The organism is Bradyrhizobium sp. NDS-1 (assembly GCF_032918005.1).
Taxonomy (GTDB): Bacteria; Pseudomonadota; Alphaproteobacteria; order Rhizobiales; family Xanthobacteraceae; genus Bradyrhizobium; species Bradyrhizobium tunisiense.
In genome coordinates this window covers 2390695-2416060 of the sequence record NZ_CP136628.1, presented here as the reverse complement: position 1 = coordinate 2416060, position 25366 = coordinate 2390695, and the positions used below count along the sequence as shown (strand labels likewise).

Sequence of the window (25366 nt, the reverse complement as noted above, 5' to 3'; positions counted from 1 at the left end):
TGCGGGCATCATCAAATACGGGCTTTGCCTTCGTGCAGAGATTAGACGTCTTGTTGTCGGGCGACTTGTCCAAAGAACTCTTGCGCGAAACACGCCTCCGCTCGGCGAGGCCCCCTGAGACCGGCGAGCGAGTGCTTGTGCTTGGCGACTGCATGCAGCCCTCCATTGGCATGCACAACTGCCTCACTCCTACACCATGGTAAGGCCGATGGTCCTTACCCTTGCCGATGCATTCGGCTTCCGGGGCATGCAGGGAATAGACCTTCGGCCCGCGTTGACGTTGCTGCTGCTCGCGCACACAGACGAGCCGGCGGCCGCAGCTTTGCGAACGCCACTCGAGCCCGCTGTCATCGTCGATCTTGCGGCGATGTCGCCGATCACGCGGCCGAGACAGGTGCGCAGCTTTTTTAGCACCCGGTTGGCGCACTTGAACTGCTTGGCGTGGGCATAGCGCTGATGCTGGATCGGGGCGAGCTTGCCCATCGCGCATAGGAGGGCCGGAGGGAGCGTTGTTCATTTCTTCGCTCCCGTCGGCGGTTTCGTGACCGTCGTATCCGCGGCACTCGGCCCCGGTGCTATGGTATCCGACTTGGCCGTCTTGGCATCGATGGCCCATCGAGCGCAAGACGATGGGCGTGATGCACGAGGCGGCCGAAGATAGCAGGTAATGTCGCATGACGTGTGGACTGACGCCCTTGCCGGCGATCGTCGGCGCAGCGCGCGAGGCTGCGGCGACGTGCTTGGCGAGGATGCACTCGAAGCCCGAGCGCGTCGTGGCCTGTGCTCGTGCGCTGAGGAACAGCTCAGGAGCAGCACTGGCAGGGCGCACTCTGAACCAAGCCTTCACCGCGGTCGCCGTTTCGTTCCAGAGCGGCAGGACTCGCTCGCGACGTCCCTTTACCATGACGTGCACGCTGGACAACGTCTGGCGGTCGATCTGATCGAGCCGGAGACCGACCAGCTCCGACACGCGTAATCCTGCAGCAAGCCAGATGCAGCATGGCCTGGCCTCGAATGCCGGACATCGTACTCGCGTGTGGCGCATTGAGCAGCGCCTGCAGCTCTTCGTCGACGCCGCCGACTGCAAGTCTTTCCCTGATGAGCCGGCAGGCGTAGTGGCGAGCAGAACCCTCGTAGTTGCTCACGGTCAAGCAGGTATGAGCGCCTCCCGCTACGCGAGATCGAAAGCTTCTCGAGTTCCCACGACTGCGTCTTCCGATGGCTGGAGCGCAAACTCGCGAATAGTTCGCCGCCGCACAGACTCGGGGTTCCAAAGATACGATATAGCCTCCCAGGAGGTGAAGTTCGCCGAGGTGGGCTTCGCGTATACGAAATCCTGCAAGTTACTGGCAAAATGCGAAGGTCTTTGTAACTTGGCAAACTCAGACCTCTGCGAGCAATCCGCCATGAGCTTCGTTCAAAGTGGCGGGGATGATAGCCTTGCGATGCGAGCTGACGAACCTTGAGGCGCAGCACAACAAGAGAATAGGTATCGGGTCCCGCGCATAAAACAGTTCCTCTCTTCAGTGCTGGCGCAGAATTTCTCGACTTAGATCGGTTAATTTGGAGAATACCAACCTCGATTCTAGATATCTTTTCGCCGTGGCATCGCAGAGCGGACGGTCGATTGGAATTCTCAACCTGGAGCGAGGAGTGCCAGCCGGCGCCCCGCCTCCACCGCCGCGCCAGGGCTCTTTATTGAATCCGTCTACCTTCAACTTTCCGGTTATTGCAGAAGCTGTCGCGGGAGCTTGGGTTGAGAACGTGGTCCGGGGCTTGCGCCGGCCTACGTCGCCGCGGCTCGGCGATTGGTTGAGCGCGGGGCCGTAGCGATAAGCTCCACCTGCGAGTTGCGTCTATCTGAGCGACGACGTGCGCGCGCTAGTTTTGGTCTATGGTCATGATGAATTGTGGTCAAGCTGTCCAATTCGGAATGCACGGTGCAGATGGAGCCCGCGCGTGATCACCATCGGCTAAAAGATGGAGTACTTTCGCGCGCTCGAAGCGCGAAAGGGAACGACACGTTTCGCCTGAGCAGGGTCGGCTTGGTCTTCGGGAGCTCCGCCTTCATCCGAGGGCGGCATAAAGGGGGAGAATAGACGATGAGGATGTCACTGACCATCGCGAGCACGCTGGCCGTCATCGGCCTGACAGCGGGCATGTTCGTTTCAACAAAACCGGCCCTTGCGGACGATCAGCTCACGATCACGGCGGGGGGTGGCTCCTTTCAGCGGGTCCTTCGCAAGGTCATCTTCGATCCATTCTCGAAAGTGAGCGGAATCAAGATCAACGAAGCCGAGTACGATTACGGTAACGCCAAGATCCGCGCCATGGTCGAGACCAAGACAGTGAGCTGGGACGTGGTCTACGCCAGCGAGTCGCAGATCCAGCAGTTGTGCGCAGAGGGTTTGATCGAGACAATCGACTGGAAGGAGCTTAGCCTCGACCGGACCAAGTTCGAGGGAAACTACACGGCATGCGGCGTTCCAGTCATCGACTCTGCCACCGTGGTCGTCTATGACGAGGACAAGCTGCCAAACGGCCCGAAGACGATCGCAGATTTTTTTGATCTGAAGAAATTTCCGGGTAAGAGAGGCTTATATAAGAGTGCCCCTCTCGAGTGGGCCCTGATCGCAGACGGCGTGCCTATCAAAGACGTCTACAAATTGCTCAACACGCCAGAGGGAATCGACCGCGCCTTCAAGAAGCTCGACACGATCAAGAAGGACATCATTTGGTGGACGGCCGGCGCGCAGCCGATGCAGTTGCTGGCTGATGGTCAGGTCGTCATGACTGACGCTTGGCATGGCCGAATCTATGATGCGGTCAAAAACTCCGGCAAGCATTTCGGGATCATGTGGGACGCCGCGCTTTTGAATGGGAACGCTTGGGTAATTCCCAAAGGAACTCCGCGATTGGACAATGCCTACAAGTTCATCGCGTTCGCAAGTTCGCCACAGGCGCAAGCCGAGGTGGCAAACGACACTGCTTACGGGCCGACCAACAAGGACGCGATGGCGCTGGTCAATCTGGCGGTGCTGCCCCACCTTCCGAATAACCATATGGAAAATGCTCTGCGGATAGATTCAATCTTTTGGAGTGAGAAGAGCGACGAAGTCCGCCAGCGCTTTACCGCTTGGCTTGCGAAGTAGGCCTCAACGATGACACGGTAGCGATGACTTCCGCTATCTTCGCCTCCACTTCGCGGACAAATGCTGCCGAGGAGCTACCTATATAGCGCTCTCTGGAGATGCTGTCCCGCGACGACTCCAACGCTATCGATTGTATCAAATGCTTTACTAAAGCGCAGTCCAGCCGCTCCAGACTTCTCAACATGTCAAAGCGTGAGTGCCTATGAATTTTTCACTTCCCAATTTTTCGATCGATTTGAGCGGTCAGACCGCACTTGTGACCGGCGCATCGTCGGGGCTGGGCGTACGGTTCGCCAAGGCACTCGCACGTTGCGGGGCTCATGTGGCGTTGACGGCGCGGCGGCTCGAGCGACTCGAGAGCATCGCGGAAGAGATTAACGTTGCTGGCGGCAGAGCCATACCGCTGCAGCTCGATGTGACGAATGCGGACCAGTTGAGGTCGGTTGTCGCAGAAGCAGAGCGCCAGCTCGGTCCTGTGACAATCCTTGTCAACAATGCGGGCGTTCCTGACGCGCAACATGCAACCAAGATGTCGATCGACCTGATCGATCTCGTGCTAGACACGAATGTCCGAGCGCCCTACGTACTGTCCTGCGAGGTCGCGCGGCGATTGATCGGGGCAAAGCTTCCCGGCCGCATCGTCAACATCGCGTCGTCGTCGGCCTACCACTATAGTGGAAACGGGGCTGCGCTCTATTCGGTCAGTAAGGCCGCAGTGGTGCGCATGAGCGAAGCGCTCGCGGTCGAATGGGCAAAGTTCAACATCAATGTCAACACGATCGCACCCGGTGCTTTCTCGTCCGAAATGATGGATGGTCTGCTGCAACGCGTGGGCGACATCGCGAAGGGATTTCCACGGCCGCGCATCGGTGACCCGGCGCAACTCGACAGCACGTTGCTGTTCCTGGTCTCACCGTCATCGGACTTCGTGACCGGCGCCTGCGTGCGCGTCGACGACGTTCAGGAGGGCAGGTAGCTAAACGCCCGCTCCGGACGAACTCTCCACAGATCGATTGCAGGATCCATGCCAGCGTTATACACCCCCTGCGGCGAGTGCGCATGTCTCTGGAAGCAGCCCCACCGGTTGGAGCCACGACAGAATAATTTGCGAGCTAGCACAGTCAAAGGAAGAGCGCCGTCTCGGCTGACGCTTCCGTCGGACGGGAGCAATTCATCCGCTCGAGTTAGCCACGATGCGATTGTCTCGGTTTCAGTGCGACACGAGGCCTGAATGCTTTTCTGCATCCTTATCGAAGAAGTCATAGGCAACGACAACAATCGTGTCGCGCGGCATGAGGCGCCCAGCGGCGCCACTAAGCCGTATGCTCCCAGATCTTCAATCACGTAGGTTGCAAAGCGCGCGCCGATTTCATGTCTGAGCCCGGTGTTTGCCTCTTGACTTCGGCCAAGAGCCCGAGTCGCCTATTCGATTATCGGCAAATCTTGAGGATCGACGCTCCCGACCGTCAATTCTAAGAGGCGCGCTTGTCTATCTTCGAGCCCCATTAACATTCGAAAGTCGCGCTCGCAGAGACAATCTCGGCCAGGTTATCTTAAGCCGCTTTCTTCCGGGTATCTCATCCCGCTATCAACACCTTGCAGCCCTCTCGGTGTCATCACGGGTCCAATGCTGGCGCGTCTGTCCCAGTTATTCGTGGCCCGTTGATCAACTATCATCGGAGCACCAAACATGCCGAGCCCCTTCGCGCCTGTATGAGCGACTGAACTCGCATCGCGGATCTAGTGAAGACTTCGAGAATCGAGGTGAGTTTTGCCAATTCTTGTAACGTGGCGGCATTGGCAGCAGTCCGATAGAAGTAGCGCTCGTACGGTGGCTGCCCCTGTGCAGAATCCGGTTTATGTCTCCTGCAGTATGTGCGCGAAAGTCATCGATCAACCGTCGGTGGCGATGGATGTCGAACATCCAACATCGCGCGCGGAGCGCCGCAGCACCGATGCCGGGATCTTTACCCCGCCTGACGCTTGCTATCGTCACCACCCGCCGTACGTAGCTAGGACCAGCGCAGTCGCGGAAGTTACGGAACGAGCCGTTGTGGAAGCTTGCGGTACGGTCCGCTGGGATTGTCTCCGCGGCAGACATTTTGGTGAGCTCCTGGATGATCGCGTACCATGGCACCGGTTGCCGGAGCCCGAAACCGCCGCTGCTGAAACTCAAGACGCCTGGGTTTCAGCTTCGGTAGATTCAGATGATCGGCGCCGTCATCCTTCTTGAGTTCGGTCGGCCCCCCAAGGCGGCGTCCATGTTGAAATTTTCCGCTTTATCTTGGAGCCTCGTAGGGACAACACCAGCCTGTGTGATGGCGGCGGGGTGAAAGAAGTCCCCTCGCCGCTTTTAAGTTATTTCGCGAGCCAAGCGGTAAACCGCTGCTGCAGCTCTTCACCTCTATCAGCCCAAAAGACGGGGTCGAAGAGCAGCGCGTTAGCCATATTGTGGGGCGCGGTGGGCAGGTGCGGCAGGACTGCAGGTTCAATGAGCGCGATCGCGTCCTTATTTGCGGGCCCGTATGGAATATAATGAGTCTGGTCGGCCTGTGCCGCTGGCGAGCTGGCAAAGACGATAAACCTGTAAGCAGCTTCCAACCGTGGATTGCCCTTGGGAATCGCCCACAAGTTCCAGTCCAATATCTGTGCTTCCCACATGATTTCGAAGTGCTTGCCGGAGTTCTTGTTTACGTCATAGATCCGGCCGTTCCAAGCCGCGGTCATCACGACCTGACCATCCGCGAGAAGTTGCGGCGCTTGGGCGCCGGCCTGCCACCAGACGATGTCATTCTTGATCGTGTCGAGTTTTTTGAAAGCTCGATCGACTCCCTCAGCCGTGCGGAGGACATTGTAGACGTCCTCAATCATCACACCGTCGGCGATCAGCGCCCATTCGAGATTGTAACCGGGACTCTTGTAGAGTCCCCGCTTACCAGGGAATCTCTGTGTGTCGAACACGTCGGCGAGAGTCTTTGGGCCATTCGGCAACCTGTCCTTGTCGTAAGCAAAGATCGTAGCGTAGACAATAGATGGCACTGCGCAGTCGAACTTGTCCGCCCCCGTGAACCTGGACCGATCGAGGCCCAACTTTTTCCAGTCGATGGTCTCGATCATACCTTCGGCACAGGCCTGTATGGCAGCCCGCGAAGAGATGTCTAGCACATCCCAATTGATGCTCCTCGATTCGACCATAGCTCGGATTTTGGAGATCTCACCGGTGTACTGGTCCTCTGTAATCTTTGTGCCGGTCTGTCTTGCATAAGATTCAAAATAGGCCTTGCGCTGGCTCATCTGATACGCGCCGCCCCAGCTAGTAATCGTAAGCTGATCGTCGGCAAAGGCGCGGGCTACCGGCGCAAGCAATGCCGCTGCCAAGCTGCTCGCGACCAGAGCACCGATAAGTATGAACGAGTTCCTCATCTTCTTTTTCCTCCCGATTATGCGTCTTTGGATAGGGTGGCCTACCCGAAACCATCAGTGGCCAGAGGATCAGGCGCTAAACGCTCAACACCGCGCAGTGCCAAGTCGCGCCACTCTCCTCCTCAGCATACTCCGTGAGTTCTAGCTGCATCCGCTTGGTACGTTTCACTGGGACGCGCGGGCATGGATTGTCCGATAGCCTCCCCGTCGTGCACCCGGCCTCCCTCTGCCCATTAAACTCAGGGTGCCGAGGAATAATAGGCGACGTCTCATCCTTCATAGTGATGGCAGTGAACCGGCCAAAGATTTTCCTATCGAGTGAAACGGAGCGCTCAGCCCTGCGCCACGCCCCAGATCTCCACGGTAATGCCGGGACTGTGCATCATGGGCTTCGGCACAAGCGTCATTGCTGGAAGTGCTCCACCGACGTAATCACCGAGTGTCGCGGCAAAAGCTATTGTTTCCGCCTCCGTACCGGTCGAGATGAAATAGCAGACCATCAGCTTCAGGTCCGCCGGCCTCCGCTCGAACGAGCGAAGCAAGTCCTCAATATAGCTCATCGTGAATCGCGTCTGCGGCAGGAGCTGACCGTCCAGCACGCGCAATCCTTTGTTGCTGTAGGGACGCGACGGCACTTGGCCGCCGAGCCATATAGTATCGCGCAGCCTGATCGCCTGACGATAGGGCAGAGGTATCGGCCAATCCCACACCCGCTTAGGCCAATGATCCTCACGCGGGATGTATTTGTCGAAGCCGTTCCACAGCTCTCGCATGGCCATCACCTCAATCTTGGTCAACGCTCCCTCTGGGTTGAGGCGGTGACAAGGCACCACTGTCGCCGGCGGGCCCGGCTCACGAAAGTGACTCGCCCGCGCCTCGGCAAGCGGCACCCATTGCTCGCGCGTCGTACCGAAATAATAGCCTTCCATCTTGACGGAATCCTGGAAGGAAGCGCCGAGCGCAGCAAGCGTCTTGGCGTGCTTCGCCATGATGAAGTGGGTCTGGGCCGCGCCGTCGTCTGGATGCAGCATCGTACCGTCGACATCCTCCGCCGTGCGGTTGGCCACAGCGATGAACTCACCGGTGCGCAGGCCAGCGGTGACCGTCCGGTCGTCAAAGAGAGCTCTCCTGCGCTGCGGCAAAGGGCGCGGCACGGATCGGATGTCGGAATGTGTCCGCCAGCCCCGTTGGGCGATCGCCTGGATCTGAATTGTCTGGCCTGAGAAAGGCTGCAAGGGCTCCGGTACCGTGCTGATCGCAGGCATTGGGTCGGTCGTGAAGAAACGGGCGAGGGCTGCAATCACCTCCCAGTCGTTACGTTCGGCAGTGTAGTGCGCCTTAAGCCGCACGACGTCATCGAGGTTACAGGATTCCACCGCGAGCGCTTCCGCCACATTCGCCATGGCGCCTTGGATTTGCCTCTCGAAGTCGTCAGGATTGCGGATCCGACCCGCTGCATCGAAATCGCCCGCTCCGCCTATGAAACTTAACACGCCTGCGCTGCCAGACAGATGGTGGGCGCGCTGGATCGGCAGTTGCCAAATGATAGGCGCCGTCTTGTCCATGTGTCCCCTAGCTTTCTGATCGAGAAATGTTCTCATGAGGCCGGGCGCGGCTCTTTCGGCCATGCCTCCGCACTAATGCCATCTGCCAGTGAATCAAAATGCTCGTCGGCACCGATCTTCTTGCGCTTCGTCCGTTGAATGCGGCGAGGAAAACACAAACCACCTCGCCGCTACATCATTCGGGGCTACTTTGCGAGCCACGTATTAAAGCGCTGGCGTAGTTCGTCGTTTTTCTCGCTCCAGAAGACTGGATCCTGCAGGACTGCATTATCAATGTGGTCCGGTGCATTAGGAAGATTGGGCAAAACCGCGGGATCAATGAGTGCCATCGCGTCCTTGTTGGCGGGTCCGTAGGCGGTGAGGTTCATCACGTCGGCCTGAGCCCGGGGTGAACCGGCGAAGGCGATGAATTTGTAGGCTTCGTCTAGCCGCGAAGTGCCTTTGGGAATTACCCAGGCAACACCGTTCAGCACTGCCCCATCCCACATGATCTCGAAATGCTTCCCGGAATTCTTAACGGCATCGTAGATACGGCCGTTGTAGGCAGCCGTCATGATAACTTGGGCATCGGCGAGAAGCTGCGGCGGCTGTGCGCCAGTCTCCCACCAGACAACGTCCCTTTTAATTGTGTCGAGCTTCTTAAACGCGCGATCTACTCCCGCAGGCGTGTTGAGGACCTTGTAGACGTCCTTGATCGCCACGCCATCGGCGATTAACGCCCATTCGAGGTTAATTGCCGCCCCTTTCCATAGTCCTCTTTTGCCGGGGTATTTCTGGAGATCGAACAGGTCGGCGATTGTCTTTGGGCCATTCGGCAGCTTATCTTTGTCATAAGTTATTACTGTCGCTGAAGTTGAATCGGGCAACCCACAGTCATTCTTGTCGGCTCCCATGAACTTGGCCCTGTCGAGGCCTAACGTCTTCCAGTCTAGCGTCTCGATGACACCGTCCGCGCACAATTGAACGGCCGCCCCAGCAGTGACGAAGACTACGTCCCAGCTGACGGTCTTGGTCTGGACCATGGCGCGGATTTTGGAGGCGCTGTAATCGTACTCGTCTTCAGTGATGTTAATCCCGGTCGCCTTCGAGAACGGCTCGAAGAGAACTTTGCGCTGGACCTGCTGGAACGCCCCCCCTCCCGAAGTGATCGCGAGATGATCACCGGCAAAGACAGGTTTCGGCGACGCGAATATCGCCGCTACCAAGCCCGTCACCGCCAGAGCACTGGCGGCTCTCAATAAGTCGCTCATCTTCTGCTCTCTCCCTGTTGTGCCGCTCCGATGGAAGCAGCGCTCCTGAAGTCCTATCCCACCTGGTTGCGGGTTGCCTCTGCCGCCATTACGACGCGTCGAGCGCCCGGCAATCCTCGGTTTTCCACCCGATGGTGATCTCCGCGCCAGGCTCGAGGTGTGCCGCACCTTCCGAATTCGGCAGCTTGATCACGAAATCCTCGTGGCCGCACACCGAGACACGGGTGCGAACGTGATCACCCAAATAGATCAACTCAGTAACACGCGCGCTAAACACATTAGGCAGCGAGCCAGGCGCCGGATTCAACTTCACTCGCTCTGGCCGCAACGACAGCACGGTCGGCCGGCCAGCCGTCTCGACGTTGATGGCCAGCGCCTGCACGGTGCCGGCGCTCGGAATCTCCACGGTGCAGGTCCTGCCGTTCATCGCCACAATCTTCCCATGCAGCCGGTTGTTTTCGCCGATGAACTCGGCGACAAAAGCGTTTTGCGGCCGCTCGTAGAGCTCAGCCGGCGCAGCGAGCTGCTGGATAGCCCCGTCGTTGAACACCGCTATGCGGTCCGACATGGTCAGCGCCTCGCCCTGATCATGCGTCACATAGACCACGGTGACGCCGAGATCCTCGTGGATATGCTTGATCTCAAGCTGCATGTGCTCGCGCAGCTGTTTGTCCAGCGCGCCGAGCGGCTCGTCCATCAGCACGAGCTTGGGATCGAAGACGAGCGCGCGGGCCAGCGCGACACGCTGCTGCTGGCCGCCAGAAAGCTGGCCCGGTCGGCGCCGGCCATAGGCGCCGAGCCGAACCATATCGAGCGCCCGCCCGATCCGGGCCTCGGCCTCGGCCTTGCCGACTTTTCGAACTTTGAGAGGGAAGGCAAGATTCTCTTCCACAGTCATATGCGGAAAGAGAGCGTAATTTTGGAACACCATGCCGATGTCGCGCTTATGTGGCGGCACCTTCTCGATCGACCGACCCGCCAGCAGGATCGAACCATGGGTGGGCGCCTCGAAGCCCGCCAGCATCATGAGTGTCGTCGTCTTGCCGGAGCCGGAAGGCCCCAGCATCGTCAGAAACTCGCCCCGCTCGATCTCCATGTTGAGATTCTTAACGACGAGCGTCTCGCCGTCATAAGTCTTCTGAATATTCCAAAACCTGACAAACGCATCGTTCGTGCTTGGCATCAACTCTCGTTCCTCCCGCGCGTCCCGCAACTTTGAGTGCCGCGGCGCCCGTAGCCTCTTGTAGCCTTTCGAGAGGCCGAGAACGCAGACGCTCGAAGACACCTTCGGTTCGTCAAAGAAGCTTCGCTCGCATCGCCAGCACTGCGACTGATGGACGGCTCTCTCGGCTTTCACGAAAACGTTAGCCAACTCTTTGAGCAGATTTCCGCGAAAGGAGAGGCTCCAACAGTCGAATTTCTGCGTCGGGCCGGCAAACTCGAAGTTTTCGCGCTAGCCTCATCCGGGTGGTGAATGCTGGTAACCGTTTATCCCAGCTGGAACAAAGACACATTCCTGTGCCTTTCGTTCACCGCGCTTTATTCACGCGCGAGCAACAGTTTGCCACGTTGCTCGTACAGCGCAGTACCTATAGATCGACCGCAGAAAACTTGTCCACGCACGCGCAACCGGTTCATGGCTCGGGCCGCTATTCAGTTTGACGTCCATTGGCTTCGATCGAACGTTTTTAGCGCGATGACCGAACGTTCGCCGATAACGGCGCACCGCGAACGTCTCGTGAGCTTGGCCTAATACGCAGCCACCGCCAGGCGCTCGAAGTCACCGCAAAGAGCAACCGCGAGTTGCGGCTCCGACCGCATGATCGGTAACAAGCCATAGAAGCGAAATCTACGTTATGGCGCGCCGACGGACCAGGACGCCCGATCGACGCTGTCCTGCCAGGGCTCTCAGGTTCACCTTGGCTTCGCCAACGCTCCAGGACGCAGGCTGTCTGCTTGCTCGAACCGGGCACGTGAGATTGCGAACACGCCAGTTTCTCAAATCCGATAATACGCCACCAACTCATCAGGCCTCAGAAGATTTCGAACAAGCCTGCGGCGCCCATGCCGCCGCCCACGCACATGGTGACCACACCGTACTTCGCGCCGCGGCGCCCTCCCTCGTACATCAGATGAGCGGTGCAACGGGCACCGGTCATGCCGTAGGGGTGACCGATGGAGATTGCGCCGCCCGAGACATTTAGTTTTTCGTTCGGGATGCCTAGCTTGTCGCGACAGTAGAGCACCTGGGAGGCAAAGGCCTCGTTCAGCTCCCAGATGTCAATGTCCTCGACCCTGAGGCCGTTGCGCTCGAGAAGCTTGGGTATCGCGAAAACCGGACCGATGCCCATCTCCTCGGGCCCGCAGCCGGCGACAGCCATGCCGCGGTATGCACCGAGAGCCTTCAGGCCGCGCTTCTCGGCCTCCTTACGTTCCATGAGCAGGACCGCTGCAGCGCCGTCCGAGAGCTGGCTGGCGTTGCCGGCCGTGATGTATTTGCCTTCCTTCACGTAGCGGCCGCCCTTGAAGACAGGAGACAGCTTCTTGAGGTCGTCTAGCGTCGTCCGCGGCCGATTTCCCTCATCGGCGATGATCACAACCTCCTTGTCAGCTGTCTCGCCCGTTTCCTTGTTGACTAGCACTTTCATCACCGAGTTGACCGGAACGATCTCGTCAGCGAAGCGGCTTTCGGCCTGAGCCCTAGCGGTGCGGAGTTGGGACTGAAGCGCGTACTCGTCTTGGGCCTCGCGGCTGATGCCGTACCGCTCCGCTACGATCTCGGCCGTCTCGATCATCGAGACCCAAAGCTCGGGCACGTGCTCGGTTAGCCAGGGATCGAACGCCATGAAGTGGTTGGACTTGTCGTTCTGCACCAGACTGATCGACTCTACGCCAGCACCAATGGCGATCGGAGCGCCATCCTGGACGATGTATTTGGCCGCGGTCGCCACAGCCATCAAGCCCGACGAACACTGACGGTCAATCGTCATACCGGAGACGGCTTTTGGCAGGCCGCCGCGCAGGGCGGCCTGCCGAGCAATGTTGTTGCCGGTAGTGCCCTGCTGCATCGCGGCCCCCATGATAACATCATCAACTTCGTCCGGATCGACACCCGCTTGGGCGATGACGGCCCTGATCGCTTCGCCGCCGAGAGCAGCGCCATGGGTGTTGTTGAAGGCTCCACGATAAGCCTTGCCGATTGGAGTCCTTTTGGCGGCGACGATAACAGCTTCACGCATTTGGGGTGGGTCCTTTAATTTCTTCCCTACGGGAAAACATGCTGCGACTTGGGCGAGAGGTTAGAGGCAAAAGACCGGAGCTGATTGGCTCTTCCCCAGCTTTTTGCTTCACCCGCTACCCTAAATTAGCGGTCTGGGAGACTACGCTGGTCGCTTGAAGTCGGCGAACTTTTTACCTTCCGCGACTAACTGCTCAAGCAAACCGGCTGGCTTGAAATCGTCGCCGAGAGCGGCGTGGAGCTCCTTCATCTTGGCGAGGACCCTATCTAGTCCGATCTGATCGGCGTAGTACATTGGCCCTCCGCGATAGACCGGCCAGCCGAAGCCATAGACCATGATCACGTCGATGTCGCCCGGCCGCGACGCGACGCCCTCCTCAAGGATCCGCGCGCCTTCATTGATCATAGGGTACATCACGCGTTCGATGATTTCGTCTTCGCTAACGACGCGACGTTTGCGCCCGAGCCGAGTTAACGTCTGCTCTATCATTTTTTCGACCTCGGGATCCGGTATCGCGGTCCGGGAGCCCGCTTCATACTTGTACCAGCCCCTTCCGGTCTTTTGGCCAAAGCGGCCCGCTTCGCACAGCGCATCCGCGATCTCCGATTTGCTTCCCCGATCCTTGCGTGAGAGCCAGCCGATATCCAATCCGGCCATATCGCTCATCACGAACGGTCCCATCGGCATTCCAAACTTCGTCAGGGCCGCATCGACCTGCTGCGGCAGCGCGCCTTCAAACAGGAGCTTATCCGCCTGCTTGCCGCTCTGATCATACATGCGATTACCGACGAACCCATGGCAGACACCTACGACGACCGGCACTTTGGCGATCTTGCGCGAAATCGAGATCGCGGTCAGCAGCGCCTCCGGCGCAGTTCGCGAGCCGCGCACGATTTCGCACAATTTCATGATGTTGGCAGGCGAGAAGAAATGCATCCCAAGCACGTCCTGCGGACGTTTTGTCACTCTCGCGATCTCGTCCATATTGAGATAGGATGTGTTTGACGCAAGCACTGCGCCGGGCTTGGCGTATCGGTCGAGCTGGCGAAAGACTTCCCTCTTCACGGCCATCGTCTCAAACACCGCCTCAATGATGAGGTCAGCATTCTTTGCATTGTCGACGCCAACTGCGCCGTTGATCAGGGCCATCCGTGTGGCGGGAGCATCCGCGGGGATACTGCCACGTGCAGCGGACGCGTTCCAGGTTTCGTGGATCAAACTCAGGCCCCGCTTGAGCTGCGCTTCCGTGGTCTCGATCAGGGTCACAGGAACACCGGCATTGGCAAATGACATTGCGATGCCGCCTCCCATTGTGCCGGCCCCGACGATTGCGACGCGCGCAATTTGGCGCGGCATTGTTCCGTCCGGGATGCCAGCGATCTTGTTCGCTGCACGCTCGGCGAAGAATGCATACCGCTGCGCCTTGGACTGATCGCTTTCGACGAGCTTGCGGAAGCCCGCGAGCTCCTTTTTAAGCCCCTCTTCGAATGGTAGGTCGATCGCGGCGCCAATTGCGTCAGCGGCAGCAAATGGCGCTTCCGCCCCGCGGGCTCGCCTAGTCATCAAAGTGACGGCTCTGGTGAAAATCGACCGGTCGGCCTTTGCCGCGGCGAGCTTTGTATCGTCGTAGCGGAGCATGCGCAACGGCAGCTGCTCGGCCAGAACCCTACGAGCGAATGCTTCACCGCCCGTCGCCGGACTTTCCACGATGTCCTCGATCAGACCGGTATTCAGCGCTTCTGCCGCGGTGATCGGATCACCACCCACGATCATCTTGACAGCAACCTCCGCCCCAACGGCGCGAGGGAGGCGTTGCGTTCCACCACCGCCTGGCAGCAGGCCCAACTTGACCTCAGGCAATCCAAGCTTGGCGTCCTTGGTCGCGACGCGAAAATGGCATGCCAATGCCAGTTCCAACCCTCCACCGAGCGCGTTGCCGTGGATGGCAGCCACAATGGGCTTGGGCGACTCCTCAATTACCGCCAGAAGCTCGTCCCACGACGGTGGCTGCGGCGGCTTGCCAAATTCGGTGATATCAGCACCCGCAATGAAGGTGCGGCCAGCGCACGTCAAAACGACCGCCTTCAGCTCGGGGTGGGCAATCGCCAAATTTATACATTCCAAGATGCCGCCGCGGACCGCGGCGCTTAGCGCGTTCACGGGAGGATAGTCGACGGTGATAATGGCGACCTCATCATGATATTGGAGTTTCACGACCTTATTCATGCGACAACATCCCGCTTTGTGCTCCATTCTCTTGATCGCTGATCAGTCCTCCGAGTGAAGCCAGCCGCCGGAGATGATGTTCGGCATCGCCGAACAAAGCGTCTATCATTATCACGCGCTTGAAGTAGTGGCCGACGATGTACTCCATGGTCATGCCGACGGCGCCGTGCAACTGGATCGACTGCTGCCCGATCGCCTTAGCCGACTGACCGATTTGGGACTTTGCCGCCGAGATCGCCCGTGCGCGCTCCGTCGCATCTCCGGCTGCCATCATCGTGGCGTACATCGCCATCGAGCGCGACTGCTCCAGTTCGACGAACATGTCGACGGCTCGGTGCTGAAGCACTTGGAAGGAGCCAATAACCTTGCCGAACTGCTGGCGCGTCTTCAGATACTCCAGCGTGACCGATTGCATTGTTGCGAAGCAGCCGACGGCTTCCGAGCAAAGAGCTGCGGTCGCCTCCTCCGCGACCCGTGAGATGATTGGAAAGGCGCCCGCAGGCTCTCCAATGACATTTCCGGGTTGAACGCGCACATTTTCGAATGAGATTTCGGCTGCCCGCAGGCCATCCTGCGTTGGATAGCCACGGCGCATCAGGCCATGCGCATCGCAGTTGACGAGGAAGAGGCCAATCCCTTCCTTTTCCCGCGGCCCTCCCGCGGTTCTCGCCGACACGATGATCTTGTCGGCGCTATCGCCATGGAGCACAAGGCCTTTGACCCCGCTCAGCAACCAGCCGTCGCCGTCCTCCTTCGCCTCCGTCTCGACGTGAAACAGATCGTAGCGCGAATGTTTCTCGGCGTAGGCGAACGCGAGCTTTATCCGCCCTTCCGCAATAGCCGGGATCAGCTCGGCCTTTTGCGCATCGCTTGCCCCATGCCGCAGGATGCCTCCCGCGAGCACTACAGTCGCAAAGTAGGGCTCAAGGATTAGTGCGTTGCCGAACTCCTCCATCAAAATCATCATTTCGACCGCGCCACCGCCGAAGCCGCCATACGCCTCCGAAAACGGCAGCCCCAGAAGCCCGAGTCCGGCATACCGCGCCCACATCGCCTCGCTAAAACCCAGTTTTTCGCTCTGGTACTTGCGTCGATGATCGAAGCCATAATTGTCGGCCATCAGCCGGTGAACGCTGCGCTTAAGAAGCCGCTGCTCCTCCGAAAGATCAAAGTCCACTCGTGAAATCTCCTGAACCGGGCCGTGCCAGCCCCCTTAAGCCCACTGCACAAAGGCCTACGCGCTTCGCCCACTCGAGCAACAAAGGACGTCAAAGACCAAGGATCGCCTTTGCGATGATGTTCTTTTGGATTTCGTCAGAGCCGCCATAAATTGAGACCTTGCGGGCATTGAAATAGGCAGGAGCGATAGCTGCGGCCCAAGCGGGACCAATCGGCGGACAGTTATGGCTCTGGATAAGGTCTTCCGACAGGTAGGGCAGCGCATAGGGGCCAATGACGTCCATCAGAAGCTGCGCTGTTGTCTGTTGGATCTCCGAGCCCTTAATTTTCAGGATAGCGCTCGCAGGGTCTTGGGTGGGAGTCTGCGGTTTGGCTGCGTTAGCGACCACGCGAAGCTGGGTTATCTCCAGCGCCTTTAGGCGAACCTCTAGGGCCGTCACCTTTTCGCGGAAGGTGGCCTGATCGATAAGTCGTCCATCACCCGTACAGGCCAGCGCAGCAAGTTCCTTGACACGCCGGATGCGTTCCTTGGCGGAGCCAACGCTGGCGATGTTAAACCGCTCGTTGCCAAGGAGAAACTTGGCGTAGCCCCAACCTTTATTCTCTTCGCCAACAAGGTTTTTGGCAGGAACGCGCACGTTGTCAAAAAAGACTTCGTTCACTTCGTAGCTTCCGTCGATCAGCTGGATCGGGCGCACGGTAATGCCGGGGGACTTCATGTCGATCAGGAGGAAGGAGATGCCCAGCTGCTTTTTGACGTCGGGATTTGTCCTGACCAGGCAGAAAATCCAGTCGGCGAATTGCGCGAGTGTTGTCCATATTTTCTGCCCATTGACGATGTAATTGTCACCGTCCCGAATGGCCCGCGTCTTAAGTGAGGCCAAGTCGGAGCCCGCGCCGGGCTCTGAGAAGCCCTGGCACCACCAATGATCGGCATTCACAATGCGCGGCAGGTAATACTTTTTTTGCGCTTCATTGCCGAAGGTATAAATCACCGGACCTACCAAGGACGCACCGAAGTCGGGCAGCCCTCGCACTGGATACATTTGGAGCTCTTCACCAAAGATATAAAGCTGGGCCGGGGTCCAGCCCGTTCCGCCATATTCCTTCGGCCAGTCAGGCACAGCCCAGCCTTTCTTGTGCAAAATGCGCGTCCAAGCGACCATCTCGTCTCTCGAAAGAGTTCGGCCATTGATTATCTTCCGCCGCGTCTCCAGCGGGACGCTATCTCGCAGAAATTGACGGACTTCTTCGCGGAATGCCCGCTCTTCCTTCGTGAACGCAATATCCATTCGATTGTCCCGAGAGAGAATTCTGCTTCCGCCGTCTTTCCGGTGTATATATTCGCGTGCTTAAGGATGAGGGCCATAGACATAACGATCCATGGGAGCAGCGCGCGACTCCTTTATCAATACGGTTCCAGAACAATCCCAACAAGAGCTTCTACTCCCAGCGCCGCAATTCGTGAGGGAGAAAAAAAGACGTAAACTGGACTGACGCACAAAAGCTGCAAACGGTCGCCGTCAGCGGAGAAATTCTGCGCAAAGGAGCACTCCCACGATCTTGAGCCCACACGGCGCCCTTTTTGCTAACGACGAGCTAACCGGTGCGCGATCCCTGGCGCTAATCATCACCATCTCCTTCAAGATGAGACCCTAGGCGGTCCTGCTTGCCGCTGTAGCAAAGGAGTTGTTCGCTTTGGATGCAATTTCTCGCGAGAGATGAGGCATGCGCGCGACAGCGGATCTAGCAGCTGCAAAGCAGTTGTTCGCGAGAGCGGAGCGTTTGTTTATTCAGTGCCGGCTCGAGGTGAGTTGGGCGGAAGGGCTTCGCGGTTCTCCCAATTTGGGAGTTCTGTCGGCAGAAGCGCTCCAAAGCTCTCGACCGGCTCACTCGCACACTCGTTGTGAAACAAACCGCGCCCAGAGCTGGCGTTCGACGCCTTCATCGAGAGCTACGCGCTGAAATACGAGAAGATGGCCGACTGCCGGCGCAAGGATTGAGACACGCGGCTCGTATTCTAGGACTTCCCATCCGAGCACTGGAAACATTTGCGGACGACCAACCCCAGCGAAAGCACCCTCGCCCCCGTGCGCCACCGCGCCATCCGATCGAAAGGGTTGTCTGTCGAAGGGACCGCGCTCGCCGTGGTCTTCAACTGGTCGAGGGCGCGCAGAAAAGCTGGCGCCGCCTCGATGCCACAACCAGTTGCCAAAACTCATTCTTGGTGTGAAATTCAACGACGGGATGGAGGTCATTGCCAAGCCGGCCGACCGTCAGCCCTTAACCGCCGCCGCCTGACCGGGCCCCGCCGCCAGCAGAATTTGGCGATAGTTCAGCACGGCGGGCGCTCCATCTTCTTCCGGTGTGCGCACGGGCTGAAGCCGCATCTTGTCAGAGATTCAACGTCTCGCGCGCCAAGGACTTCGCGCGAAGTCGAGGATGTGGTTGAGCTTTATATCAACTGAGATGCTTAGTCGTTCGCACGGCGGCGGCGCCAGCGATCGCAACGAACTTCTTGTAGAGATTGGAGCAGCTGCGCTCGATCCAGATCGATTGCGGACGAGTCGTCGTTTCCTCCACCCGTGTTTTGAAATTCTCAAAGCGCCGAACTTCGGGAAGGACGGAAGGCCTCTCCCCTTCGACAAAATTCATGTCGAGCTACGTTTGCACACGTGAGGGTCAGCGGCGCTCGCGAATCGCAGCCTCTTGGGTGACCGTCGCGACCAGAGTGCCGTCACGTTTGAAGATCAAGCCCCGCGCGAGACCGCGCCCGCCTTGCGCGCTCGGCGAGTCTTTTGCATAAAGCAGCCAGTCGTCGGCCCGGAACGGACGATGAAACCACATCGCATGGTCAAGGCTTGCCCCTAGGATATCATCGGCCTTGAGAACCGTGCGGCCATAACGTGCCATCACAGCATCAAGCAGCGACCAGTCCGAGGCATAGGCCAGAGCGCAAATATGCAAAGCCGGATCCTCAGGAAGCTTCTCAGCGATCCTCATCCAGAAATGAATATTGCTGTGCTTAGCCTTTTTGCCCACATATTGGCCAATCTCAACTGGACGCAATTCTATTGGAGGAAGGCGTAAGTCTATCAGCCGATCGGGTTCATACCACCGGCGGACTCCTTCCGGCAGTTCTGAGAAGATCGACTTCTTAGACAAAGTGTCCAGGGCGACCTGTTCCGGCGGCGGCACGTCTGGCATTATGTCCTGGTGGTCGAAGGCGCTCTGCTCGCCGGCATGAAAAGACACGATGATGGAGAAGATCACTCTCCCGTTCTGCATCGCAACGACGCGGCGGGTGGAATAGCTCTTACCATCGCGCAGAACTTCTACTTCATAGGTGATCGGCACGGTGGGGTCGCCGGATCGAATGAAATAGGCATGTAGGGAATGCGCCACACGGGCTTGTACCGTGCGGGATGCGGCGATCATCGATTGTGCGATCAGTTGGCCACCGAATACCGGCTGCAAGCTTGGATTCGGACTCTCGCCACGGAACACGTTCCGCCCGATCGGTTCGAGATCGAATATGGCGAGGCACCCGGTCATCCCATTGGACATTGATATGCTTTCGGCTCTTCTCATTTCAGAGGACACAACGGCATGCAGGGAAATCTCGCGATGCAGGTCGGCTCCGCCTGTCATTCCGACTGCTATTTTGGCTGTACCCATAATTTCGCTCCCAATTCATGCAATGAAAGGCGCGCTGGCTGCTAAATCCTGCATCTAACAGCCCTCCTTACTGAATTTCGTACTTCGAGCGCGCTGAGCACAGCGGCCGATTGCTGCGTGGTGCAGACGAGCGGAAGTATTTAATTTGCCCTAGACGTGCCGGGTCTCAAATGTGAGCGACGTGAATCCGCCGACCTCGCCCAAGAGCTTCAACTACATCCTGAAGTCTTGGGCGAGCTGCAGCCTGTTCCTTCTTAGTCAAACTTCAAGTATATTCTGGCCAAAACGAGCACAATCATCGCGTAATGGCGTTTCGGAAAAGTAGATCATGTGGAGTTTCGGGACACGGCGCTTCGGTTGCGCTTGGACTATGCTGCGCGCAAGAACCTGGGCTCACGGCCGCGCTCTCCGAACGGCATGTCGAAGTCGGCATCTGAGCAATCGGGGAGACCGAATTGGATCTCAGCAACTGGCCGGAGGGCTCGGCGATACCGCCGATGACGTAGGATATTCTGTGCCTCTGGTGTGGTGGGACTAAAAGAGGGCGCTGTCGTGCGCAGCTGGATCGCGCGAACGCAACGTCTAAAGCGTGATGGCATTAGCTTCGATAGCCTGAGTTTTTAAAGTAGTTCGCGCATTCTTCGGGCGTGAAGGCGTCAAGGAGCTCACCAATGGCGGCGCAGACCGCATCGACGGTTCGTGCGGCTGCCTTGCGGAGCAGACGTTTGAGCTTGGCAAAGACCTATTCGATCGGATTCAGGTCGGGTGAGTATGGCACAGCTTGGCTCCGGCGGAGCGGATGAGCTGGCGCACGGCTTTGCTTCTGACTGCCGAGATTGTCCAAGACGATGATATCGCGGGGACGAAGGGTCGGCAGCAGAACCTTCTCGACATAGATCCGGAAGCTCACGCCATCGATTGGTCCCTCGATGAACCATGGCGCATTGATGCGGTCATGGCGCAGAGCCACCAGGAAGGTCATGGTTTTCTAGCGGCCGTGAGGAACCATGGCGCTGAGTCAGTGCCCGCGCGGGGCCCATCCCCGTAAGCGCGCCATGTCTGTCCGGGTGCAGGTCTCGTCGATGAAGACCAGCCGCTCAGTTTCGACGCGACCTTGGTACTTTGTCCACTGGGCTCGCCGCCGCGCCACGTCGGGACGATGGCGTTCGCCAGCCACCACGCTTTTTTTGAAGCTGAACTTCTCGGCATGCACGAAGTCCCACACGGAGTGATAGTCGACCTTCACGCCGCGCCCGGCAAGCTCGGCAACGAGCCCTCGTATGGTGAAATCGCCGTCCTTGATCCGTTGCGACAGCAGATCGCGTGGTTTCCCGAAACCGCCTTCGGCTTGTGACCGCTCATCTGGCCAGGAGCAACGCTGCCGGTCTCATCGACCCGATTCATCCAGCCGATCGTTGTACTGATCGCCACTCCAAACTGCTTGGCGGCCTGATTGCGGGACATTCCGCCCTCAACCGCTGCCACTACGCGCTTGCGAAGATCGAGAGAGTAAGGCTTGCCCATTCATGCTGGCCTCCGCCCAGCCAGCATGTGAATCAGAAACACACTGATTTGGGAATCTGGAGGGTTCTGTGAGGGCGCGCTCACGCGAGGGCGCGGCAAGCGCTTATCACGCGACCTCATTAAAGCCGGATTGAACGAAGGCGCGGGAGAAGATGCACAGTGGCGCGGCTATGGGGATAGTTTGAGATCGCGGGTTGCTATCGGCAGACTGCGGAGCTGACGCGGTGACGTATTGGTTGCGCAATGGCGGCAACTTGAGACAGAGAGCCTTTTATGGGCGGTCGCGGTCGATGGCCCGCAGCATCGAATAATTTCCATCGCGCTGTTTGGCCGCACGGGCTCGGCAGCGTCTGTGATGATCGAGACGACGGGATCATAATGATGAATGACGATCTTCGTGCACGGGATGAATTGGCTCACGATGTGTCGCACCGGAACGATGGGGTTGGAGCGCCGGAACGACTGAAGCCGTGTCGAAAGCGCTCGATGATGCGCATGACGCCACCACAATCAGGACAGGCCGGAACCTTGGCCCACGTCAGAGCGTCCGAATCCCCGGCGACGACTCGCCATCGTTTGGCGCTGTCCGCTCACGATCGAGAAGTTTGCGGCGGAGGGCGAGTTTGGCAGCGCGATGGCCGTTGGCCATGAAGCCGAAGCGGCGGATGCGATGGAAGCCATCGGGCAGCGTGTGAAGAAGGAAGCGGCGGATGAACTGGTCGGGCTTGAGCTTCATGATCTTTGTCGCGCCGTTCTGGGGTAGTCCTTCCAGGTAAAGGCGACGTGATCGTCGTCGAGGGCGACGAGCTGGCTGTTGGCGATGGCGACGCGATGGGTATAGCGGCCGAGATAGGCCAGCGGGGCCGCCGAACGGCCGTTTGGCGTAGACGACCCAGCTGATGCGCCGCATGGCGACGAGGTGAGCTGCGAAGGCAGCAGGTTCGGTCCAGGGATGCGAGATCGCCGAAGAAGTTCAGGGTGCTTGCCGGCGTCGAAGGCGGCGGTCAGACGTTCGAGGAACAGGCATCTGAACAGCCGGGCGAGCGGTTTGACGGCCAGGAAGAGAAGTGTGGTCGGCTGGCGATCCAGCGCGCGCTATCGGGCGAGAGGCCGCCGCCCGGCACGACGCAGTGGACGAAGGGATGGTGTGTCAGCGCCTGCCCCAGGGTGTGGAGGACGGCGACGACGCCGATCCCGGCGCCGAGCCGGCGTGGATTGGTGGCGAGCGTCGACATTGCTTAGTTGGCGGCGATGAACAGGATCGCATAAACCGATGGCCTTGTTCTGAAAGGCGATCGCGGCGATCGGAGCCGGCAGTGTGAAAACGACGTGGATTAGGGAACCGGCAGCAGGTCGCCTTCTCGCGCGGCGAGCCACGCGGCTCGGGCTGGCCCCTGACACTTCGGACAGTGCCGGTTGCGACAGGAATTATAGGCGACGCGTGTCGTGCCGCCGTCGTCGCAAGCCTCCATGTGGCCGCCGAGCGCCTCGGTCCGGTACGCCACGATCTCGCTCATCACGCGCCGCTCGACCCGACCGAGATGACTGGCGCGTACACGGCGATAGGTGTCGCCATGCCGGCGCAGAATATCGGCGATCTCGATGGCGGGCCTGTTGGAGCGGCTGTCGGGCGGATCATCACCCGCATCCCGCCGCGGATCATCCATGTGGCGTCACCTCCAGCGACAGGCGATCGAGCGGGCTCTGCGTCGCCCGGATCGTATCGGTGGCGACCTGCGTGTAGCGCGCTGTCGACGACGTGCCCGAGAAAGACCTGGATGATCCGGATATCGGTTCCGTTCTCGAGAAGATGCGTCGCGAAGCTGTGGCGCAGCGTGTGCAGCGTGACGCGCTTGGTCAGGCCCGCAGCCTTCGCCGCCGACCGAAAGGCGGCTTCAACACGGTCTGATCGATCGGATGATCTTCGTCACAACCAGGGAACAGATAAAGCCGCGGCCCGGCGAGCCGCCAGTAGGTGCGCAGGATGCCAGCAGCTGGGGTGACAGCATCGCGTTGCGATCCCTCGCGCCCTTGCCGTAGCGCACTTGGATGATGCCGCACGCGCTGTCGATGTGTTCGATCCGCAGTCCGGCGGCTTCGGAGGGCCTGAGTCCGGCCGCATAGGCCGCGGTGAACGGGGCGCCGCTCTTCAGGCTGGACACGGCCTACAGGAACTGAACCACTTCGTCGGCGCTGAGCACGACCGGCAGCTTTCGCGGTTCTCGCGCATAGGGAATGCGCTCCGGCATCAGCGCCTCGCCGTGCGTGACGCCGTACAAAAACCGTAGCGCACAGACGATCTGGTTCAGCGCCGGCCATGAGATGCCGGTCGAGACCAGATGCACCTGGAAGGCGCGGACGTCTTCCAGCTCTAACCAGTCAGGCGATCGGTCAAAATAGTGGCTTCGAAACCGCGCTGATGTAGGATCTTTGCGTCGCCAGCGACAGATTGCGGACGGTCATGTCTTCGATCATGCGGCGGCGAAGAGGCTCAAATCGGGCATCTCGATACTCCTGTCTGAGGGGGTGGGCTCCCACACCCACATCCTCTCAGCAAGGAGGCGATCTACGCCACCTTGCCCCTCACGCCGCGGCAGCGGCTTAGTTCAATCTCATCCCGCACACCCGTTTCCCGGCAGACTCGATTGCATCAGAGGGCCGTCTCCAAATTCAAAATCTACGACTTAGGAATTCTTCACGGACGACTAAAGAACCTCGCGAAAAAACAGCCCTGTGGGCGTTCTCAAAGACGTAGTCTCGGGCTACATCCGCCGCGGCTTCCATCTGTCGCGAGGTGAAGCATGCGCGGCTGGCGAGACTGTTATCGGCCAGGTCAAGGCGAGCTACCGCAACTAACTCAAGGGAGGATCCAACGGCTCTCTGAGCTATGCCGCTCGTCAGCGGAATCCCTCCAGAAACGTTTGGATGGCGGCGAATACATGCAAACGGTTCCGCTCTAAGAGTGGGAGGTGTGTAGCCTCACCGAAACAGATGTATTGCTTAGCTCGCGAGTTGGTCAAAAGCGGAAACAATGTGTGCGCCATATAAGGGGGCGTTTCGACGTCCCATTCACCCTGTAGCAGAAGAACCGGGGCTAGAATCTTTTCAGGATCGTAGAAAGGCTTTCCTGCAGACCAATAGTTTCGCCAGTCCGAATAGTGACCATTGGGAACTCGGATGAAGGGCGGATCGACCCTCGCGCCAAGCGGGTCGCTTGACCAAATAGCATCGAAGAGAGTCTTGCTCCAGCTCTGTGGCAAAATCAGTTCTCGCTTGTGATCTGGAACGCCCTGGAGCCATCGAGCCACGGCACGGTCTCGCTTCACAATGCGATAAGCTGGAATCTTCTCAGGAAAGCGGTCGAGGCTCGCGGCCGCAGGAAGCCATATTGGCCCGAGGAGCACCAGTCGGTCAACCTTTTCTGGATTCTCTGTAGTATAGCGTCCAGTTAGGCTTGCGCCCCACGACAACCCGATCAGGGAGAGCCGTGATATCTGCCGGCGCGCGAGGACAAAATCCACAGCTGCCGAAATGTCGCGGACGCCTGTTTCCCCATCTACAATCGCGGAATTATCGTTCGGATCGTCTAGCATCTCGGCAGGACGAGTTGATTTTCCGTAACCGCGAATATCGAGAACGTAGACGTCATAGCCGTGTCCGGCTAAGTAGTCTATCCATGAAAAACCCTCAACGGGGGTGTCGTATATCGCGTGCCCGGGATATGTCGATCCATGAACACAGAGTATGGTACGTTCAGCTTGCCACTCGTGCATCGAAGCTGAATGTTTGTTTCTGACATAAAGTTCGGTATCTGTATCATAAGCGGGGATCATGAACTCTTCGACTTGCACCGAACAACTTTGCCAATCTGCCGCTTTCGCTTGATAATAGGAGGTGTTCACGTTTCTAGCCTTTCATTTCCAACTGAATCGGTGCGGATTCGCATCGTCTTCTTCCCATATAGTCGCCCAAGCATGTGTTGGCATGCGGGCTGGATACCGGGGGCTTATCGACCGCTCCGAAGAGCATGAAGCAGCCCGCCCTAAATTGAGGATTGCCGAAACGCAAGTGACGCAAGCGGCACCTGCTGCCGAGACTCGAAGAACCGATGTGTTCTGATCACTGCACCA

The 25366-nt window shown here is 58.7% G+C and carries 15 protein-coding genes and 6 pseudogenes; 3 read left to right on the top strand and 18 right to left on the bottom strand.

Annotated features, from left to right (window positions below):
• Positions 1-199: 199 nt before the first annotated feature.
• Positions 200-483, bottom strand: a pseudogene (locus RX330_RS11370) (IS5/IS1182 family transposase); the annotation flags it as partial.
• Between the two features lie 232 nt (positions 484-715).
• A pseudogene (locus tag RX330_RS11365) lies at positions 716-1045 on the bottom strand (tyrosine-type recombinase/integrase); the annotation flags it as partial.
• Between the two features lie 1063 nt (positions 1046-2108).
• Between RX330_RS11365 and RX330_RS11360 the strand changes: the two are divergent.
• Complete coding sequence (locus tag RX330_RS11360) at positions 2109-3152, top strand: ABC transporter substrate-binding protein (protein ID WP_317243061.1); 1044 nt, start codon at positions 2109-2111, stop codon at positions 3150-3152.
• A 202-nt stretch (positions 3153-3354) separates the two neighbouring features.
• Entirely contained in the window at positions 3355-4128 is a 774-nt protein-coding gene (locus RX330_RS11355) for an SDR family NAD(P)-dependent oxidoreductase (RefSeq protein WP_317243060.1), read from the top strand.
• Positions 4129-5510: 1382 nt separating this feature from the next.
• Here the strand turns inward: RX330_RS11355 and RX330_RS11350 are convergent.
• The 8 genes from RX330_RS11350 to pimC form a co-directional block, all read right to left on the bottom strand.
• Positions 5511-6575, bottom strand: coding sequence for an ABC transporter substrate-binding protein (locus tag RX330_RS11350; RefSeq protein WP_317243059.1), 1065 nt, complete (start codon positions 6573-6575; stop codon positions 5511-5513).
• A gap of 332 nt (positions 6576-6907) precedes the next feature.
• The gene (locus RX330_RS11345) at positions 6908-8140 is read right to left on the bottom strand and encodes a RidA family protein (protein WP_317243058.1); all 1233 of its coding nucleotides are present in this window, start codon (positions 8138-8140) and stop codon (positions 6908-6910) included.
• Positions 8141-8325: 185 nt separating this feature from the next.
• A complete protein-coding gene (locus tag RX330_RS11340; protein ID WP_317243057.1) occupies positions 8326-9390 on the bottom strand; it encodes an ABC transporter substrate-binding protein in 1065 nt (354 codons plus the stop codon).
• A gap of 88 nt (positions 9391-9478) precedes the next feature.
• Complete coding sequence (locus RX330_RS11335) at positions 9479-10573, bottom strand: ABC transporter ATP-binding protein (RefSeq protein ID WP_317243056.1); 1095 nt, start codon at positions 10571-10573, stop codon at positions 9479-9481.
• Positions 10574-11423: 850 nt separating this feature from the next.
• The gene (locus tag RX330_RS11330) at positions 11424-12629 is read right to left on the bottom strand and encodes an acetyl-CoA C-acyltransferase (RefSeq protein WP_317243055.1); all 1206 of its coding nucleotides are present in this window, start codon (positions 12627-12629) and stop codon (positions 11424-11426) included.
• Positions 12630-12770: 141 nt separating this feature from the next.
• The gene (locus tag RX330_RS11325) at positions 12771-14855 is read right to left on the bottom strand and encodes a 3-hydroxyacyl-CoA dehydrogenase NAD-binding domain-containing protein (protein WP_317243054.1); all 2085 of its coding nucleotides are present in this window, start codon (positions 14853-14855) and stop codon (positions 12771-12773) included.
• Positions 14848-16032, bottom strand: coding sequence for an acyl-CoA dehydrogenase (locus RX330_RS11320; protein WP_317243053.1), 1185 nt, complete (start codon positions 16030-16032; stop codon positions 14848-14850). Before RX330_RS11320 ends, RX330_RS11325 begins: the two co-directional genes overlap by 8 nt.
• A gap of 91 nt (positions 16033-16123) precedes the next feature.
• A complete protein-coding gene (gene pimC, locus RX330_RS11315; RefSeq protein ID WP_317243052.1) occupies positions 16124-17326 on the bottom strand; it encodes a pimeloyl-CoA dehydrogenase large subunit in 1203 nt (400 codons plus the stop codon).
• Between the two features lie 621 nt (positions 17327-17947).
• Here pimC and RX330_RS11310 point away from each other — a divergent pair.
• Positions 17948-18335 (top strand): annotated as a pseudogene (locus RX330_RS11310) (transposase); the annotation flags it as partial.
• A 159-nt stretch (positions 18336-18494) separates the two neighbouring features.
• On the opposite strand, the gene RX330_RS11305 reads toward RX330_RS11310, so the two are convergent.
• The 8 genes and pseudogenes from RX330_RS11305 to RX330_RS11280 all read right to left on the bottom strand — a co-directional run bounded on the left by RX330_RS11305 (position 18495) and on the right by RX330_RS11280 (position 25138).
• A complete protein-coding gene (locus RX330_RS11305; RefSeq protein ID WP_317243051.1) occupies positions 18495-18689 on the bottom strand; it encodes a hypothetical protein in 195 nt (64 codons plus the stop codon).
• Between the two features lie 27 nt (positions 18690-18716).
• Positions 18717-19601 carry an acyl-CoA thioesterase II gene (locus RX330_RS11300; protein WP_317243895.1) on the bottom strand — a complete coding sequence of 295 codons (885 nt, stop codon included), beginning with the start codon at positions 19599-19601 and terminating at the stop codon, positions 18717-18719.
• Positions 19602-20310: 709 nt separating this feature from the next.
• A pseudogene (locus RX330_RS11295) lies at positions 20311-21236 on the bottom strand (IS630 family transposase).
• Positions 21237-21774: 538 nt separating this feature from the next.
• Positions 21775-22146 (bottom strand): transposase, encoded by a 372-nt coding sequence (locus tag RX330_RS35745; RefSeq protein ID WP_410707364.1) that lies wholly within the window; start codon positions 22144-22146, stop codon positions 21775-21777.
• A gap of 217 nt (positions 22147-22363) precedes the next feature.
• Positions 22364-22471, bottom strand: a pseudogene (locus RX330_RS35740) (transposase); the annotation flags it as partial.
• A gap of 99 nt (positions 22472-22570) precedes the next feature.
• Complete coding sequence (locus RX330_RS35735; protein ID WP_410707362.1) at positions 22571-22903, bottom strand: transposase zinc-binding domain-containing protein; 333 nt, start codon at positions 22901-22903, stop codon at positions 22571-22573.
• Positions 22896-23711 (bottom strand): annotated as a pseudogene (locus RX330_RS11285) (tyrosine-type recombinase/integrase). Before RX330_RS11285 ends, RX330_RS35735 begins: the two are co-directional and overlap by 8 nt.
• Positions 23712-24133: 422 nt before the next feature.
• On the bottom strand, positions 24134-25138 hold the full coding sequence (locus RX330_RS11280) for an alpha/beta hydrolase (protein ID WP_317243050.1): 1005 nt from the start codon (positions 25136-25138) through the stop codon (positions 24134-24136).
• Positions 25139-25366 lie beyond the last annotated feature (228 nt).

Bases quoted from the DNA above. Each gene is read 5' to 3' on its own strand.
- RX330_RS11345 (WP_317243058.1), bottom strand. From the start codon at position 8,140: ATGGACAAGACGGCGCCTATCATTTGGCAACTGCCGATCCAGCGCGCC.
- RX330_RS11350 (WP_317243059.1), bottom strand. From the start codon at position 6,575: ATGAGGAACTCGTTCATACTTATCGGTGCTCTGGTCGCGAGCAGCTTG.
- RX330_RS11360 (WP_317243061.1), top strand. From the start codon at position 2,109: ATGTCACTGACCATCGCGAGCACGCTGGCCGTCATCGGCCTGACAGCG.
- RX330_RS11335 (WP_317243056.1), bottom strand. From the start codon at position 10,573: ATGCCAAGCACGAACGATGCGTTTGTCAGGTTTTGGAATATTCAGAAG.
- pimC (WP_317243052.1), bottom strand. From the start codon at position 17,326: ATGGATATTGCGTTCACGAAGGAAGAGCGGGCATTCCGCGAAGAAGTC.
- RX330_RS11325 (WP_317243054.1), bottom strand. From the start codon at position 14,855: ATGAATAAGGTCGTGAAACTCCAATATCATGATGAGGTCGCCATTATC.
- RX330_RS35745 (WP_410707364.1), bottom strand. From the start codon at position 22,146: ATGCGGCGCATCAGCTGGGTCGTCTACGCCAAACGGCCGTTCGGCGGC.
- RX330_RS11355 (WP_317243060.1), top strand. From the start codon at position 3,355: ATGAATTTTTCACTTCCCAATTTTTCGATCGATTTGAGCGGTCAGACC.
- RX330_RS11340 (WP_317243057.1), bottom strand. From the start codon at position 9,390: ATGAGCGACTTATTGAGAGCCGCCAGTGCTCTGGCGGTGACGGGCTTG.
- RX330_RS35735 (WP_410707362.1), bottom strand. From the start codon at position 22,903: ATGGATGATCCGCGGCGGGATGCGGGTGATGATCCGCCCGACAGCCGC.
- RX330_RS11305 (WP_317243051.1), bottom strand. From the start codon at position 18,689: ATGAATTTTGTCGAAGGGGAGAGGCCTTCCGTCCTTCCCGAAGTTCGG.
- RX330_RS11330 (WP_317243055.1), bottom strand. From the start codon at position 12,629: ATGCGTGAAGCTGTTATCGTCGCCGCCAAAAGGACTCCAATCGGCAAG.
- RX330_RS11300 (WP_317243895.1), bottom strand. From the start codon at position 19,601: ATGTCCAATGGGATGACCGGGTGCCTCGCCATATTCGATCTCGAACCG.